Genomic DNA, 16269 nt, shown 5'->3' with positions numbered 1-16269 from the left:
CCATGCGGATGATCCTGGCCGCCCTGTCCAACCGCAAGGCCGCGATCGGCCTGTTCATCGTCATGGCCCTGGTGGTGATGGCGCTGATCGCGCCGCTTTTGACCGACTACAACCCGGCGCGCCGGGTCGGCCGCCCGCATGAGGAGCCGTCGGCCACCCATGTGCTCGGCACCACCCGCAACGGCTACGACGTCTTCGCCCAGCTGACCTATGGCGCCCGCACCTCGCTGGCGGTCGGCTTCGGCGCCGGGCTGCTGATCACCGTGATCGGCACCGCGGTCGGCATCACCGCCGGCTATCTCGGCGGCAAGGTCGACGAGGCGCTGAACTTCGCCACCAATGTCGTGCTGGTGATCCCCAACCTCCCCTTGTTGCTGGTGCTGGCCGCCTTCATCGGCCAGGCCAGCCCGCTGGTCATCACCCTGATCATCGGCGCCACATCCTGGGCCTGGGGCGCGCGGGTGACCCGGGCCCAGACCTTCGCGCTGCGGGAAAAGGAATTCGTGCGCTCGGCGGAGATGATCGGCGAGCCGCGCTGGCGCATCATGCTGTTCGAGCTGCTGCCCAACCTGGTGTCGATCGTCGGCATCAACTTCATCGGCAGCGTGATCTATTCCGTGATCACGGAGGCGACGCTGGAGTTCCTCGGCCTGGGCGACCCGCAGACCATCTCCTGGGGCATTATGCTGTTCAACGCCCAGAACGCCTCGGCCATGGCGGTCGGAGCGTGGTGGGAGCTGCTGTCGCCTTGCGCCGTGCTGGCCCTGCTGGGCGCCGGGTTGTCGCTGACGAACTTCGCCATCGACGAGGTCGCCAACCCGCAGCTGCGCATCGGCCGGTCGATGGCGCGGTGGAAGCGTCTGGCCCGGCTGCGGGAGGCGCGGCCATGAGCCCGGATATGAGCGCGACGCCGCAGCCGCTGCTGTCGCTGCAGGGCCTGACCGTCGACTATGTCGGCGACCGCGGCGACTTCCGGGCGGTGGACGGTGTCAGCTTCGACATCGGCCGCGGCGAGGTGTTCGGCCTGGCCGGCGAATCCGGCTGCGGCAAGAGCACCATCGCCTTCGCCATCACCCGGCTGCACAAGCCGCCGGCGCTGATCAGCGGCGGCGAGATCCGCTTCGACGGGCAGGACGTGCTGCGCCTGGACGGCGAGGCGCTGCGCCGCTTCCGCTGGCGCGAGGTCGGCATGGTGTTCCAGAGCGCGATGAACGCCCTGAACCCGGTGCTGACGGTCGAGGCACAGTTCCGCGACGTGCTGGCCACCCACACCGGCTGCAGCAAGGCCGAGGCGCATGACCGCGCGGTCGAGCTGATGCGCATGGTCGACATCGACCCGGCGCGGCTGCGCGACTATCCGCACCAGTTCTCCGGCGGCATGCGCCAGCGCATCGTCATCGCCATCTGCCTGGCGCTGAACCCGAAGCTGATCGTGATGGACGAGCCGACCACGGCGCTGGACGTCGTGGTCCAGCGCGAGATCCTGCAGCAGATCGACGGGCTGCGGCGGAAGCTGGGCTTTTCGATCCTGTTCATCACCCATGACCTCAGCCTGATGGTGCAGTTCTGCGACCGCATCGGCGTGATGCTGAAGGGCAGGCTGGTCGAGGTCGGGGCGGCGCAGCAGATCTTCCGCGCCCCGGCCCATGAGTATACGCGCAAGCTCTGGGCCTCCTTCCCCTCGGTGCACGGGGCCCGGCGCACGGCGCTGCAGGATGCCGCGGAGGCGACGCCATGACCCCCCTCCTCGCCCTCGATCGCGTCGGCAAGCGCTTCGGCCCGCTGCAGGCGCTGGACGACGTGTCGATCGACCTCCATGCCGGCCGCGCCCTGGCGCTGGTCGGCGAATCCGGCAGCGGCAAGACCACCTGCGCCCGGATTCTCATGTTGCAGCACCAGCCCTCGGCCGGTCGGGTGCTGTTCCGCGGCCGCGACGTCGCCGCGCTGGACGGCAAGGGCGAGCTCCTGGCCTATCGCCGCGCGGTGCAGATGGTGTTCCAGGACCCCTTCGGGTCGCTGAACCCGGTGCACACCATCTTCCACCACATCGCCCGCCCCCTCGCCCTGCATGCCGGCATGGCCGACCGCAAGGCGCTCAACGCCCGGGTGATGGAGCTGCTGGCGGCGGTGGAGCTGGACGCCGAGGCCACCGCGCCGAAATACCCGCACCAGCTGTCCGGCGGGCAGCGGCAGCGGGTCAACATCGCCCGCACCCTGGCGGTCGGAGCCGAGGTGGTGCTGGCGGACGAGCCGACCTCGATGCTCGACGTCTCGATCCGGCTCGGCGTGCTCAACCTGCTGGAAAGGATGAAGCGCGAGCGCGGCATGGCCTTCCTCTACATCACCCACGACATCGCCACGGCGCGTTACGTCGCCGAGGAGATCGCGGTGATGTATGCCGGCCGGATCGTCGAATGGGGCGACACCGGCGCGGTGATCGACTCGCCGCAGCACCCCTACACCCAGCTGCTGCTCTCCGCCGTGCCTGATCCGGAGCGGCCGTTCCAGGGCGAGGCCTCGCAGCTGCAATCCGACCTCGTCGCCCAGGCCCGCGACGCCGCCCGCATGACCGGCGGCGTACGCCAGATCGCCGGCAACCACTTCGTACGGGCGGCCTGACGCCGCAGGACGCCTTCAGCCCCCAACCCGTCATCCCCGCGAAAGCGGGGATCTCGTCATGCCATGACCGGCAAGAGATTCCCGCTTTCGCGGGAATGACGGCAAGGGGATAGGTCGCCGTTCCGAAGAGGCCCTGCTCGATTCACGCTTGCCGTCGCCTGCCGACTTCGCTTACCGTGTTTGAGAAAACGGTTTCTCACTCAGAAAGACAAACGTCACGAAAGTGACAAGAGAAACCACTTTCTCAGCAAGGTGCGACCGGGCTCGGCATGGACCAGAGGTCACCACGATCCGCTCCGAACGGGCCTGGCCGGCCGGTGACCTTGCGCGACGTGGCGCGGGCTGCCGGGGTCAGCGTCGCCACGGCGTCGAAGGCGCTGAACGATCAGGGCCGGATGGCCGATGAGACGCGGGAGCGGATCCGGCAGGCGGCCAAGGCGCTGGGCTTCCGCCCGAACGGCCTGGCGCAGAGCCTGTCGCGCCGCCGCAGCTTCACGGTCGGCCTGCTGACCAACGACACCTATGGCCGCTTCACCCTGCCGGTGATGGCCGGCATCGCCGATGCGCTGGTCGGCAACGGCGTCTCGGTCTTCCTGTGCAACATCGAGGACGACCCCAGGCTGGCCCAGACTCATGTCGACGCCATGCTGGAGAAGCGGGTCGACGGCATCATCGCCTCGGGCAAGCGGATCGACCGCCATCTGCCGGTCGACCTGTCGAACCTCGGCATCCCGGTGATCTACGCCTTCACCGAACCCGACCCGGAGTCGATCGGCTTCGTCTCCGATGACGAGGCCGGGGCCCGGCTGGCGGTCGAGCACCTGGCCCGGCTGGGCCGGCGGCGCATCGCCCATGTCACCGGCCCGTCCAGCTTCCGCGTCGTGCACCAGCGGGCCAAGGCCTATCGCGATGTGCTGCGCGAGGCCGGGCTGGAAGAACCCGAGCAGGGCGTGCTGACCGGCCAGTGGACCGAAGGCTGGGGGCATGAGGCGGCCGGCTACCTGTTCGACGGCATCGGCCGCCCGCCCGACGCGGTGTTCTGCGGCAACGACCAGATCGCCCGCGGCGTGGTCGACGCGCTGCGCGAGCGCGGCCGCCGCGTGCCGGACGATGTCGCCGTGATCGGCTTCGACAATTGGGAGATCGTCGCCGCCGCGACGCGCCCGCCGCTGACCACCGTCGACATGAACCTGAAGGATCTGGGCCGCGAGGCCGGGCTGACCCTGCTGAAGCTGGTCGACCGCGAGCCGATCGAGCCGGGCATCCGCAAGCTGCCCTGCCGGTTGGTGGTGCGGGACTCGTGCGGCACCCCGCCGGGAGGCTGAGGGACCGAACAGAGCAACAAGGCCGCCCCGAAGGACGGCCGGAACCGAGGGAGGACACGAGATGAAGCGTCTGATGCAGCGCCTGGCCGGGGGCATCGCCCTCTTGGCCCTCACCGTCTCCGCCGCTTCGGCCGAGACCTTCACCCTGTGGGTGCGGTCCGACGGGTCGAACTTCATGCCCCGCATCGTCGAGGCGTTCAACAAGGGCCATGAGGACAAGGCCGAGCTGCAGATCGTGCCGACCGCGGAGCTGGTGCAGAAATACGCCACCGCGGCCGCCGGCGGCGCCGCGCCGGACGCGCTGTCGCTGGACCTGATCTACACCCCGTCCTTCGCCGCGGCCGGGCAGCTCGAGGACATCACTGACCTCGCCAAATCCCTGCCCTATTTCGACAAGCTGTCGCCGGCGCATGTGAAGACCGGCACCTACAAGGACCGGATCTACGGCCTGCCCTATTCCGCCGACAGCTCGGTCCTGATCTGGAACAAGAAGCTGTTCCGCCAGGCCGGCCTCGACCCCGACAAGGGCCCGACCAACTGGGCCGAGATCGCGGCCGCGGCGGAAAAGGTCGCGGCCCTGGGCGGCGACACCAAGGGCTTCTACTTCTCGGGCGCCTGCGGCGGCTGCAACATCTTCACCTTCACGCCGCTGATCTGGGCCAGCGGCGGCGACATCCTGACCGAGGACGGCAGCAAGGCGACGCTGGACACGCCGCAGATGCGCGACGCCATCGCCTTCTATCGCGACATGGTCAAGAAGGGACTGGTGCCGGAAGGGGCGCGGACCGACACCGGGTCGAACTTCTTCGCCGCCTTCGCCCGTGGCAATATCGGCCTGGCGCCGTCCGGCGCCTTCGCCATCGGCGCGCTGAACACGCAGTTCCCGGACATCGACTACGGCGTCACCTTCCTGCCGGGCAAGACCGGCGGCTGGTCCTCCTTCGCCGGCGGCGACAATTTCGTGGTCACCAAGGGCACCACCAAGCTGAAGGCGATCAAGGCCTTCCTCGACTTCTCCTATTCGCTGGAAGGCCAGACGCTGCTGGCCCGCTACGGCAGCCTGCCGGTGCGCAGCGACATCTCGGGCGAGGCGCTGAAGGACCTCGACCCCCGCTACAAGATCGCAGCCGAGGCGATGGAAAAGGGCCGGACGCCCTATTCCGTGGTCTTCAACGACATCATCAACAGCTTGAACAGCCCCTGGGCGCAGATGGTGAACGAGGTGTTCTTCGGCGACGACGTCGACGGCTCCCTCGCCAACGCCCAGGAGACGATGCAGGGCATCATCGACAGCGCCCCGGGGAATTGAGGGCGGTGATGGCATCTCGGAACGAGAAAGAGCTGGGCTCATCAGGAAGGCCGGCCTGATGTCCACGACGCAGGCCGCCGGCGCCATTCCGCGGGCCGCCGCCCGCCGCCGCCCCATCCGCCGGCACCAATGGGCAGGGCTGCTCTTCGTGCTGCCGGCGGTGGCGCTGGTGGTGGTGTTCTTCGTGGTGCCACTGGCGATGACGGCGTGGATGTCGCTGCACAACTGGCCGCTGATGGGCGTGTCGCGCTTCATCGGCTTCGACAACTATCTCGCCATCGCCCGCGACACCCGGTTCTGGAACGCACTGCGCTTCACCGCCCTCTACACCGTCGTCGTCACCATCGCGATCTTCGCCGCCGCCTTCCCGCTGGCCCTGTTCGTGGAGAAGCCGCGGCCCTTCGGCGGCTTCTACCGCACCGCCTATTTCCTGCCGGTGGTGGTCGGCTTCGCCTCGGCCAGCCTGCTGTGGGCCTGGCTGCTGAACGTCGATGCCGGGCTGTTCAGCCCGGCGGCGGCGGCGCTGGGGCTGACCGAGGGCCGGGTCAACCTGCTGGCCGATTTCGATCCGGCCTTCTGGTCGATCATCGCCATGGTGGTGTGGAAGGTCGCGGGCTTCACCATGGTGATCCTGATGACCGGGCTGCAGAGCATCCCGGCCGACTATCTCGAGGCCGCCAAGATCGATGGCGCCGGCCCCTGGGCCCGGTTCCGCCGCATCACCCTGCCGCTGATGCGGCGGACCATCGCCCTGGCGCTGATCCTGTCGGTCACCGGGTCGATGCTGGCCTTCGACCAGTTCTACATCATCCTCGGCGGCGGTCCGCGCAACCAGACCGTCACCGCCGTCTACTGGATCTTCAACCAGTCCTTCGTCTCGTTCCGCCTGGGCTATGGCGCGGCCCTGTCGATGGTGCTGCTTGCCATCCTGCTGGTGCTGAGCGTGATCCAGCTGCGCCTCTTGCGCCATCCGGAGGGCGAGTCATGAGTGCCACCATGCCGCTGCGCCGGGCCGCACCCGGCTTCCTGCTGCAGGCGGCGGCGCTGGTCGCGGCGCTGCTGTTCATGGCCCCGATCGCCTGGACCATGCTGGCCAGCCTGAAGCCGGCGTCGGAGGCCAACCTGCCGCCGCTGCCGCCCTGGCCCAGCGCGGGCTGGAGCATCGACAGCTACAGAGCACTCGACGCCTTCGGCGCCGGCATCGGCCACTATGCCGGCAACAGCCTGACCGTCGCCCTGGCCACCGCCGCCATCACCTCGATCGTCAGCCTGCTCGGCGGCTATGGCTTCTCGCGCTTCCGCTTCCCGTTGAAGAACGCGCTGTTCGTGCTGGTCATCGCCACCATCATGATCCCGTTCCAGTCGATCCTGACGCCGCTGTTCCTGCTGCTGACCAGGCTGGGGCTGCAGAACACGCTGGCCGGGCTGGTGCTGATCTACGTCACGCTGCAGTTGCCCTTCTCGATCTTCATGATGCGCAACGCCTTCGACGCGGTGCCGCGCGAGATCGAGGAGGCGGCGCGGATCGACGGCGCCGGCAGTCTCCAGTTGCTCGCCCGGGTGATGCTGCCGCTGGTGTTCCCCGGCATCGTCACCGTGGCGCTGTTCGCCTTCCTGGCCGCCTGGAACGAGTTCCTGGCGGCGCTGATCCTGCTGACCGACCAGGACAAGTTCACCCTGCCGATCCTGATGACCGCCGTCCGCTCCGGCCGCTTCGGCGCGGTGAACTGGGGCGCGGTGCAGGCCGGCGTCACCGTGATGATGATCCCCTGCCTGATCCTGTTCCTCGCCCTGCAGCGCTTCTACATCCGCGGCCTGACGGCCGGCGCGGTGAAGTAGGCGCGAGCATTCCCTGACCGACCGATCGATCAATGGAGTTCCGGATGACCGCCGACCTGGCCCCTGATATCGCGCCCCGCGCGCGCTTCCGCCCGCCCGCCGTGCCGCAGGTCGAGGTCCGCGGCTTCTGGGGCTCCCGCATCGACGCCGTCTGCGCCAAAACCGCCGACACGCTGTACCAGCGCTGCGAGGAGGCTGGGATGCTGCAGCAGATCGATCCCGACGCGCCCGCGCCCGGGGTGAAGATCCCGTTCCATGGCGGGCTGGTCACCGCCCAGATGTTCTGGGATTCCGATTTCGGCAAGGTGATCGAGACCGCGGCCTATTGCCTGCAGCGCACCCCGAACCCGGAGCTGGAGCGCAAGGTCGACCACGTCATCGCGCTCTACGGCCGGCTGCAGCAACCCGACGGCTATCTCAGCAGCTGGTACCAGCGGATCCAGCCGGGGCTGCGCTGGACCAATCTGCGCGACTGCCACGAGCTGTACTGCGCCGGGCACCTGATCGAAGGCGCCGTCGCCTACTACCAGGCCACCGGCAAGCGCCAGCTGCTGGACATCATGTGCCGCTTCATGGATCACGTCGCGGAGGTGCTGGGTACCGGGCCCGGCCAGAAGCCCGGCTATTGCGGCCATGAGGAGATCGAGCTGGCGCTGGTCAAGCTGGCCCGCGTCACCGGGCAGCAGAAATACATGGACCTGGCCCGCTACTTCATCGACGAGCGCGGCCGGCAGCCGCATTTCTACGATGCCGAGGCGCGCGAGCAGGGCCGCGACCCGCAGGACTACATTTTCAAGACCTATGAGTACAACCAGTCGCATCTGCCGGTGCGCGAGCAGGACAAGGTCGTCGGCCACGCCGTCCGCGCCATGTACCTGTACAGCGGCATGGCCGACATCGCCATGGAGTATGGCGACGACGGCCTGCGCCTGGCGCTGGAGCGGCTGTGGCGCGACCTGGCGAGCAAGCGCCTCTACGTCACCGGCGGGCTCGGCCCCTCTGCCGACAATGAGGGCTTCACCGCCGATTACGACCTGCCGAACGAGAGCGCCTATGCCGAGACCTGCGCCGCGGTCGGGCTGGTGTTCTGGGCCGGGCGGATGCTCGGCCTGGGCCCCGATGCCCGCTACGCCGACATGATGGAGCTGGCGCTGTACAACGGCGCCTCCTCCGGCCTGTCGCTGGACGGCGCCACCTTCTTCTACGAGAACCCGCTGGAGAGCCGCGGCGGCCACCATCGCTGGACCTGGCACCGCTGCCCCTGCTGTCCGCCCAACATCGCCCGGCTCACCGCCTCGATCGGCAGCTACATGTATGGGCAATCGGAGGACGGCATCGCGGTCCATCTCTACGGCGACAGCACCGCCACGCTGGACGTCGCCGGCGGCAAGGTGCGGCTGGCGCAGGAAACGCGCTACCCCTGGGACGGCGGCATCGCGCTGACGGTCGAGCCGGAAGCGCCGACCAGCTTCACCCTGCATCTGCGCATCCCCGGCTGGTGCCGGAAGGCCAGCCTGTCGGTCAACGGCGAGCCGCAGGATCTTGCCGCGATCACCCGCAACGGCTATGCCGCGATCACCCGGCGCTGGGCGGCCGGCGACACGGTGCGGCTGGACCTGGAGCTGGCGGTGGAGCGGATCCACGCCCATCCGGAGATCCGCCACGATGCCGGACGCGCCGCGATCCGGCGCGGGCCGCTGGTCTACTGCCTGGAGGGCATCGACCATGGCGTGCCGCTGAACAGCGTGGTGCTGCCGGCAGATGCGGCGCTGACCGCGCGCGAGGAGCCCGGCCTGCTGGGCGGGGTGGTGACGCTGGAGGGCGAGGCCCGGGCCGGATCGGCTGCCGATTGGGGCGACGAGCTGTACCGCACCACCCCGGCGGTCGAGCGGCCGGTGCGGGTCAGGGCCGTGCCCTACTACGCCTGGGACAACCGCGATCCGGGCGAGATGCTGGTCTGGGTGCGGACGGCGTAAGCCGCGCGCGCCTCACCAACGCAGCAGAAATCCGGCCAACGCCAGCAGCAGCGCCGGCGGCATCACCACGAGCCCGAGGCGCAGGAACTGCAGCGCCCCGACCTCGATCCCCTCGCGGCGCAGGGCCACCAGCCAGAGGATGGTGGCGAGCGACCCGGTGACCGACAGGTTCGGGCCGAGGTCGATGGCGATCAATGCCGCGCCGGCGATCTGCGGCGGCATCGGCGCCTGGGCCAGTGTCGACTGCACGATCAGCCCGGCCGGCAGGTTGTTCATCAGGTTGGTCGCGACCGCCACGATCGCGCCGGTGCCCCAGGCGGCGCCGTCGACCGAGCGGGAAGCCCCGTCCTGCAGCGCCGCGGCGAGGAGGTGGACCACTCCGGTGCGGTCCAGACCCTCGACCAGCACGAACAGCCCGGCCACCAGCGGCAGCACCTCCCAGGAGATGCGGCGCAGCAGCGCCCAGGGCGCGGCCCGGCGATGCAGCAGCACCGCCGCGGTGGTCAGGAGGCCGGCCAGCGCCGTCGGCAGGCCCAGATCGAGCCCGAAGCCAGAGGCCAGCAGCAGCACAACGGCGGTGACGCCCAGGCCCCAGGCCGCCATGTGGCCACCCGGCGGCAGGGCGGGCACCGTCACTCCGGTCGCAATCGGCGCCCGCAACGCCTTGGCTTGGGTCAGGCGCAACGCGACGAAGGTGGCGCCGATCGCCAGCACCGACGGCAGGGCGAACCAGGACAGCCAGGTCAGCAGCGGCGGCATCTGGCTGCCGAATACCACCAGATTGGCCGGGTTGGAGATCGGCAGCACGAAGCTGGCCGCATTGGCGATGAAGGCGCAGATGAACAGATACGGCAGCGGCGCCGCCCCGGCCGCCCGGGCCACGGCATAGACCGCGGGCGTCAGCACCACGGCTGTGGCGTCGTTCGACAGGAACACCGTGACGACGATGCCGACGACATAGGTCAGGCCGAACAGCCGGCTGGCCGACCCGCGGGCCTTGCGTGCCGCGATCGCCGCCGCCCAGTCGAACAGGCCTTCGGTCCGCGCCAGTTCGGCCAGCAGCATCATGCCGATCAGGAACAAGTAGACATCGGCACCCTTGCCGATCGCCGCCAGCGCGTCGGGGATGGACAGCAGTCCGAACCCGACCAGCGCCACGGCGCCGATCGCCGCCCAGATCGCCTCGGGCAGGCGCCAGGGCCGCAGGATCACCCCGCCCGTGGCCAGCGCGGCGATGCCCCAGGTGGCGGCGGCACCGTCGGTCAGCAGGCTCATGGCGGTTCGTCTCCAGGCGGCAATGCCGCTTCTCCTAGACGGCCGCCGTTTCCGCGGCAAGCCCGTCGGCGGCGACATTTTCCCTCCTCCGCGCGTTGACTGGACAGGAGATGAAGTGAGGGATCCGCACCGTGAGGGTCATTCGGAGTGCCGCCGTCGAGGATGAGGCAGAACGAACATCCGTGCTGCGGCCGCGGCGGAACGTCTGGCGGATCGAGCGCGCCCACCGCGCCGCGGTGCTGGTCGACGCCGCCGCCTATTTCGGGGCGCTGCGCTCGGCGATGCGGCAGGCGAAGCACAGTATTGTGGTGATCGGCTGGGACATCGACAGCCGCACCCGGCTGGTCGGGCCAGAGGGCGAGCCGGCGGACGGGCTGCCGGCGACTTTTGGCGACTTCCTCTGCGCCCTGGTCCGCGACCGGCCGGAGCTGTCGGTCAAGCTGCTGCTGTGGAACTACTCGCTCTACTACACGCTGGAGCGGGAGCCGCTGCCGCTGCTCGCCCTGCAATGGAGCACGCCGCCGCAGATCGAGCTGTGCCTGGATGACGAGATCCCGGTCGGCTCCTCGCATCACCAGAAGATCGTGGTGATCGACGACGCGGTCGCCTTCGTCGGCGGGCTGGACCTCACCGTCCGGCGCTGGGACACCTCCGAGCACCGGCCGGAGGCGCCCGCCCGCATCGACCCGGCCGGAGCCCCCTACCCGCCCTTCCACGACGTGCAGATGGCGGTCGACGGCGCGGCGGCCCGGGCCCTGGGCGACCTTGCCCGCTGGCGTTGGCAACGCGCCGGCTGCGAGGCGCTGCCCGCCGTCGCCACCCGGTCCGTCCCTTGGCCGGAGAAGCTCGAAGCCGACTTCCGCGACGTCGTCGTCGGCATCTCGCGCACCCTGCCGCTCTATCCCGGCGAAGGCGAGGTGCGCGAGATCGAGGCGCTTTTCGAGGACATGGTCGATACGGCGCGGGAGACGATCTACATCGAGAACCAGTTCCTGACCTGCGCCCGCATCGCCGAGCGCCTGGCCCGCCGGATGCGGGAGGTGCCGACGCTGCAGGCGGTGCTGACGGCGCCGCGGATCCATCACAGCTGGGTCGAGCACCGCGCCATGGCGGCGGGCCGCATCCGCTTCGTGGAGATCCTGCGCGCCGCCGGCGTCGCCGACCGCGTCCGGCTGCTGCATCCCCAGTCCGGCCATGACGGCGCGACCGCCGACATCATGGTCCATTCCAAGCTGATGATCGTCGACGACCGGCTGCTGCGGATCGGCTCCGCCAATCTGTGCAACCGATCGATGGCCGTCGACAGCGAATGCGACCTGACCATCGAGGCCATGAATGCGGCGGAGCGCCAGGCCATCGGGGCGGTCCGCGCCCGGCTGCTCGGCGAGCATTGCGGGGTCGAGCCGACGGAGATGGAGCGGCGGATCCGCACGGCCGGCTCGCTGGTCGCCGCCCTCGACCGAACGGGAGACGGAGAGCGCCGCCTGGTCCGGATCGATGACGGCCAGGCGGTCGCGGAGGACAGCGGCTGGACCATCGCGGCAGTGGCCGATCCCCACCAACCGCTGCCGGCGACCGGCCTGGTCGACCGCGCGCTGGCCTCGGTCAGGGCGCGCTGGCGCGGCCTGCTGCGGATCGTGCCGATCGTCGTCGCGGCCCTGCTGCTGGCGCTCGCCTGGGGCACCACCGACCTCGCCGGCTGGGCCCAGCCGGAGCGGCTGCAGCAGTCGCTGCACGGCCTGGCCGGCACTGGCTGGGCCTTGCCGCTGGTCGTCGCCGCCTTCGTGCTGGGCGGCATGGTGATGTTCCCGGTGACGGTGCTGATCGCCGCCACCGCCGCCGCCTATGGCGCCTGGCCGGGTCTGGCCTACGCCGGGGCCGGCGCACTGGCCAGCGCGCTCGCCGGCTATCTGGTCGGCCTGCTGGCCGGCGAGAATGCCCTGCGTGCCGTGATGGGCCCGCGGCTGCACCGGATCCGGGACGGCATCGCCCGCCGCGGCGTCGTCGCCGTGGCCACCATCCGGCTGGTCCCGATCGCGCCCTTCACCCTGGTCAACCTGGTGGCCGGCGCAGCGCGGATCCCGATCCTCGACTTCGTCCTGGGCACGGCCATCGGTCTGGCCCCAGGGCTGTTGGTGCTGTCGACGCTGGGCGACCGCCTGCTGTCGATCCTGAACGACCCGTCGCCGGCGCAGATCGGCGTCCTGCTGGCGGTGATCGCCGCCTGGATCGCGCTGTCGATCGGGCTGCAGGCGCTGGTCAGCCGGAGGCGGCGTTCCCGGTCGTGACCGACGCGCCGCTTCGCCTGCTGACCTGGAACATCCATGCCGGCCTCGGCCCGGACGGCCGCTACGACCTGGACCGGGTGATCGCCCTGGTGCAGCGTCACGAGCCCGACATCGTCGCCCTGCAGGAGGTGGATTCGCGCGGCCGCGGCACCGGCCCGGACTCGCCCTTCGCCCGGCTGGCCGCGGCGCTCGGCAACCACACCGCCGCGGCGCGGACCATCGTCGCGCCGGACGGCCACTACGGGCACCTGCTGATCAGCCGCTGGCCCCTGTCCGCCATCCAGCTGCACGACCTGACTCATTCCCGCCGGGAGCCGCGCTGCGCCATCGAGACCATGGTCTCGGCCCCGGGCGGGCCGCTTCACCTCGCCTCGGTCCATCTCGGCCTCGCCTTCGCCGAGCGGCGACGCCAGGCGGCGATGCTGGCGCGGATCGCCGACAGCGCGGCGCGGACCTCGGTGATGCTCGGCGATTTCAACGACTGGACCTGGAACGGCGCCGTCCGGCGGTCGCTGGCCGAGGTGCTGCCGGGCCGGACGCCGCAACGCACCTATCCGGCCCGCTGCCCCGTGCTGACACTGGACCGGGTATATTGCCGGCCGCGCCAGGTCCTGCTGCGCAGCTGGGTCGATCCGGAGGGCCGGCACGTCTCGGACCATCTGCCGCTGATCGCCGAGATCCGCGTCGACCCGGTGCCGATGGCGTCGGAACCGGCGATCCGGGCGTCTCGTTGAAAAAGCGAGCCCGCCTGTCTCCAGCACGGAGCCGACCATGAGACGCCTCCTGGCGGTTGCGGCCTTCGCCGCCCTGACCAGCCTCGCCACCGTCCCGGCCGCATCGGCACAGAGCGCTGCCGCGCAGCCGGCGCAGACCGACGCCGCCGGCTATGTCGAGCAGACCGCGATCAGCGACCTGTTCGAGATCTCGGCCGCCCAGGCGGCGCTGCAGAAAGCGTCCTCCGACGAGGTCCGCAGCTTCGCCCGGATGATGATCGACGACCACACCAAGGTCGGCGAGCAGCTGGCGGAGGCGGCCAAAGGGCAGAATGTCGCGACCTCCCTGCCGACCAGCGTGGATGCCCCACACGACCAGCGGCTGCAGGACTTGGCCAACGCGACCGAGCAGGATTTCGACCGGCTGTACATGCGGACCCAGGTCGAAGCTCACACTGCGGCGCTGAAGCTGCAGCAGGACTACAGCAGCTTCGGCGCCAATCCGGCGCTGAAGGCGATCGCGACCCAGCTGGTGCCCATCGTCAAGCGCCACCTGGACCAGGCTCAGACCATCCTCGACCGCCTCAACAAGGCGTGACGGCCGGCGCGGACCCGCCGATCCGTGGAGTTCGATGAAAATCCCCGCGAATTGAGATTGCGAGTCATTATTATTCTTGATAATGAGCACCCGGCATTCGAAGACGGGCATGGCGCAGGCCGCCGGTGCCCGCGGTTCCGAATAAGAAGGATGGGGTGGCATGGGTGCTGGATACGGCGCGCGCGATCGCGTGCGGAAGTTGCTAACGACAACCATTCTCGTCGCGGCCGGGGGATCGGTCGGGACGTTCGCGATGGCGCAGACGCAAGTTCAGCCGCCGGCACAGCCGCAGACACAGGATGCCGGAGACGGCGTCGTCCTGGCCCCGATCGTCGTCACCGGCCAGGGCGAGGACCCGACCGGACCGGTGCAGGGCTTTGTTGCCAACACCGGCCTCAGTGCCACCAAGACCGACACGCCGCTGATCGAGACGCCGCAGTCGATCTCGGTGGTGACCCGCGACCAGATCACGGCGACCAATGCGGAGACCCTGTCGCAGGCACTGACCTATACCCCCGGCATCACCTTCCAGTCCGGCGCCTACAGCCGGCTGAACGACGACTTCATGATCCGCGGCTTCAACGTATCCACCGGCGGATCCGGCATGCTGCGCGACGGCCTGCGGCTGCAGTCCAACGTCTATGACGGCAACCAGGAGCCCTATGGCCTCGAACGCATCGAGGTGCTGCGCGGCCCTTCCTCCGTGCTCTACGGGCAGCTCAGCCCCGGCGGCGTGGTCAATGCCATCAGCAAGCGGCCGACCGAGACGACGTTCCATGAGCTGAACGCCGAATACGGCAGCTATGGCCGGACCCAGTTCTCCGGCGATACCGGCGGCCCGATCGACGACAACGGCAAGCTCTCCTACCGGCTGACCGGCCTGTGGCGCGATTCCGGCAACTGGGTCGATCACGTCCCGGACGACAAGCTGTACATCGCCCCCGCCTTCACCTTCCGGCCCTCGGACGCGACCACCATCACCTTCCTGAGCGACTATCAGGAGATCTACACCCGCTTCGCCCCGCCGATGCCCTTTACCGAGCTGCGCGAAGGCAAGATCCCGCGCGACCTGTTCATCGGCCAGAAGGGCTACGACAAGTACTATAGCGAGAGCTACACCCTCGGGTACCAGCTCGAGCACAAATTCAACGACAGCCTGATCCTGCGTAACTCGCTTCGCTACTACCATGCCGAAGTGGACTGGAACTATCTGAGCTACGGGACGCTCAGGCCCGACAACTCCCTGACCCGGGGCGTGATCAATCGCGACGAGTTGTCGACCGGGTTCACCACCGACACCTCGATGGAGGCCAAGGTCGAGACCGGGCCGGTCCAGCACACGCTGCTGGCCGGCATCAACACCTACGGCGTCAGCTACGACACCAACCGCCTCGGCGGCTCGGTCGCTCCGCTCAACGATATCTTCGACCCGATCTATGACGCGACCGTCACCCTCAACAGCAACAACACCGGCTTCAAGAACTCAGGCTCGCAGATCGGCGTCTATTTCCAGGACCAGATGAAGATCTATGACAAGCTGATCCTGGTGCTCGGCGGCCGCTACGACTGGGCCGACGCCTACAACAACAGCTACCGCAACCAGGCGACGCTCGACGCCCTCGGCATCGAGCGGAAGCAGAACCGCTCGGACAGCGCCTTCACCGGCCGCGTCGGCCTGCTCTATCTGTTCGACAACGGCCTGGCGCCCTATGCCAGCTTCAGCCAGTCCTTCGACCCGACCGCGCTGAATGCCGGCGTCAGCGCCGACGGAACGCAGTTCGAGCCGAGCAAGGCCGACCAGTACGAGGTCGGACTGCGCTACCAGCCGGCGGGCGAGAACTTCCTGATCAGCGGCGCCATCTACCGGATCGATCAGGACCATGTCCTGATGACGGATCCGGAGAACAACCTGTTCTCGATCCAGACCGGCAAGGTGCGGTCGCAGGGCATCGAGCTGGAGGCCCGCGCCAGCATCGGCAACCTCAATCTCGTCGCCGCCTACAGCTATACCGATGCGCGTAACCTCGAAGGCGCGCTGAAGGACGAGCGTCTGGCCCTGGTCCCGTATCACAATGCCGCGATCTGGGCCGACTACAAGCTCGACGACCTCGGCCTCAAGGGCCTGACGATCGGTGCCGGGTTGCAGTATCTGAGCTCCACCAACATCCCGGGGTTCTATGCCAGCGGCAATGACCGCGGCGGGAAGGTCCGTGAGGACGTGCCGGGCCGCACGCTGGTGGACGCCATGATCGCCTATGATTTCGGCGCGCTCGACGAACGCCTGACGGGAACCACGCTGCAGCTCAACGCCAAGAACTTGTTCGATC

Annotated in this window: 13 protein-coding genes; 12 read left to right on the top strand and 1 reads right to left on the bottom strand. The window is 69.1% G+C overall.

Translation table 11 applies throughout. From position 1 onward, the window contains the following. The first annotated feature begins 2 nt into the window (after positions 1 to 2). The 8 genes from FFK22_RS27965 to FFK22_RS27930 all read left to right on the top strand — a co-directional run bounded on the left by FFK22_RS27965 (position 3) and on the right by FFK22_RS27930 (position 9068). Positions 3 to 890 (top strand): ABC transporter permease, encoded by an 888-nt coding sequence (locus FFK22_RS27965; protein WP_221938917.1) that lies wholly within the window; start codon positions 3 to 5, stop codon positions 888 to 890. Next, positions 887 to 1738, top strand: coding sequence for an ABC transporter ATP-binding protein (locus FFK22_RS27960; protein WP_221938910.1), 852 nt, complete (start codon positions 887 to 889; stop codon positions 1736 to 1738). The genes FFK22_RS27965 and FFK22_RS27960 overlap by 4 nt, the downstream gene beginning before the upstream one ends. Continuing rightward, complete coding sequence (locus FFK22_RS27955) at positions 1735 to 2619, top strand: ABC transporter ATP-binding protein (RefSeq protein ID WP_138890531.1); 885 nt, start codon at positions 1735 to 1737, stop codon at positions 2617 to 2619. Before FFK22_RS27960 ends, FFK22_RS27955 begins: the two co-directional genes overlap by 4 nt. Positions 2620 to 2936: 317 nt before the next feature. Continuing rightward, the gene (locus FFK22_RS27950) at positions 2937 to 3944 is read left to right on the top strand and encodes a LacI family DNA-binding transcriptional regulator (RefSeq protein WP_221938909.1); all 1008 of its coding nucleotides are present in this window, start codon (positions 2937 to 2939) and stop codon (positions 3942 to 3944) included. A 61-nt stretch (positions 3945 to 4005) separates the two neighbouring features. After that, entirely contained in the window at positions 4006 to 5253 is a 1248-nt protein-coding gene (locus FFK22_RS27945) for a sugar ABC transporter substrate-binding protein (protein ID WP_138890529.1), read from the top strand. Between the two features lie 58 nt (positions 5254 to 5311). Then, complete coding sequence (locus FFK22_RS27940; RefSeq protein ID WP_138890528.1) at positions 5312 to 6241, top strand: carbohydrate ABC transporter permease; 930 nt, start codon at positions 5312 to 5314, stop codon at positions 6239 to 6241. Continuing rightward, positions 6238 to 7092 (top strand): carbohydrate ABC transporter permease, encoded by an 855-nt coding sequence (locus tag FFK22_RS27935; protein ID WP_138890527.1) that lies wholly within the window; start codon positions 6238 to 6240, stop codon positions 7090 to 7092. The genes FFK22_RS27940 and FFK22_RS27935 overlap by 4 nt, the downstream gene beginning before the upstream one ends. Before the next feature lie 44 nt (positions 7093 to 7136). Beyond that, a complete protein-coding gene (locus tag FFK22_RS27930; protein WP_138890526.1) occupies positions 7137 to 9068 on the top strand; it encodes a glycoside hydrolase family 127 protein in 1932 nt (643 codons plus the stop codon). A 12-nt stretch (positions 9069 to 9080) separates the two neighbouring features. Here FFK22_RS27930 and FFK22_RS27925 read toward each other — a convergent pair whose 3' ends face one another. Continuing rightward, positions 9081 to 10343: an arsenic transporter gene (locus tag FFK22_RS27925; protein WP_138890525.1), complete on the bottom strand. Its 1263-nt coding sequence runs from the start codon at positions 10341 to 10343 to the stop codon at positions 9081 to 9083. Between the two features lie 131 nt (positions 10344 to 10474). Here FFK22_RS27925 and FFK22_RS27920 point away from each other — a divergent pair, with 131 nt between their 5' ends. The 4 genes from FFK22_RS27920 to FFK22_RS27905 all read left to right on the top strand — a co-directional run. Then, complete coding sequence (locus tag FFK22_RS27920; RefSeq protein ID WP_186002692.1) at positions 10475 to 12631, top strand: VTT domain-containing protein; 2157 nt, start codon at positions 10475 to 10477, stop codon at positions 12629 to 12631. Further along, positions 12628 to 13365, top strand: coding sequence for an endonuclease/exonuclease/phosphatase family protein (locus FFK22_RS27915; RefSeq protein ID WP_221938908.1), 738 nt, complete (start codon positions 12628 to 12630; stop codon positions 13363 to 13365). The genes FFK22_RS27920 and FFK22_RS27915 overlap by 4 nt, the downstream gene beginning before the upstream one ends. Before the next feature lie 37 nt (positions 13366 to 13402). Beyond that, entirely contained in the window at positions 13403 to 13942 is a 540-nt protein-coding gene (locus tag FFK22_RS27910) for a DUF4142 domain-containing protein (RefSeq protein WP_138890523.1), read from the top strand. 253 nt (positions 13943 to 14195) lie between these two features. Further along, on the top strand, positions 14196 to 16269 hold a 2074-nt coding region (locus FFK22_RS27905), incomplete at its 3' end, for a TonB-dependent siderophore receptor (protein WP_186002691.1).

The organism is Mycobacterium sp. KBS0706, from assembly GCF_005938675.2.
GTDB lineage: Bacteria > Pseudomonadota > Alphaproteobacteria > DSM-16000 > Inquilinaceae > Inquilinus.
The sequence above is the reverse complement of the archived record's forward strand: the minus strand, read 5'-3'. Positions and strand labels throughout refer to the sequence as shown.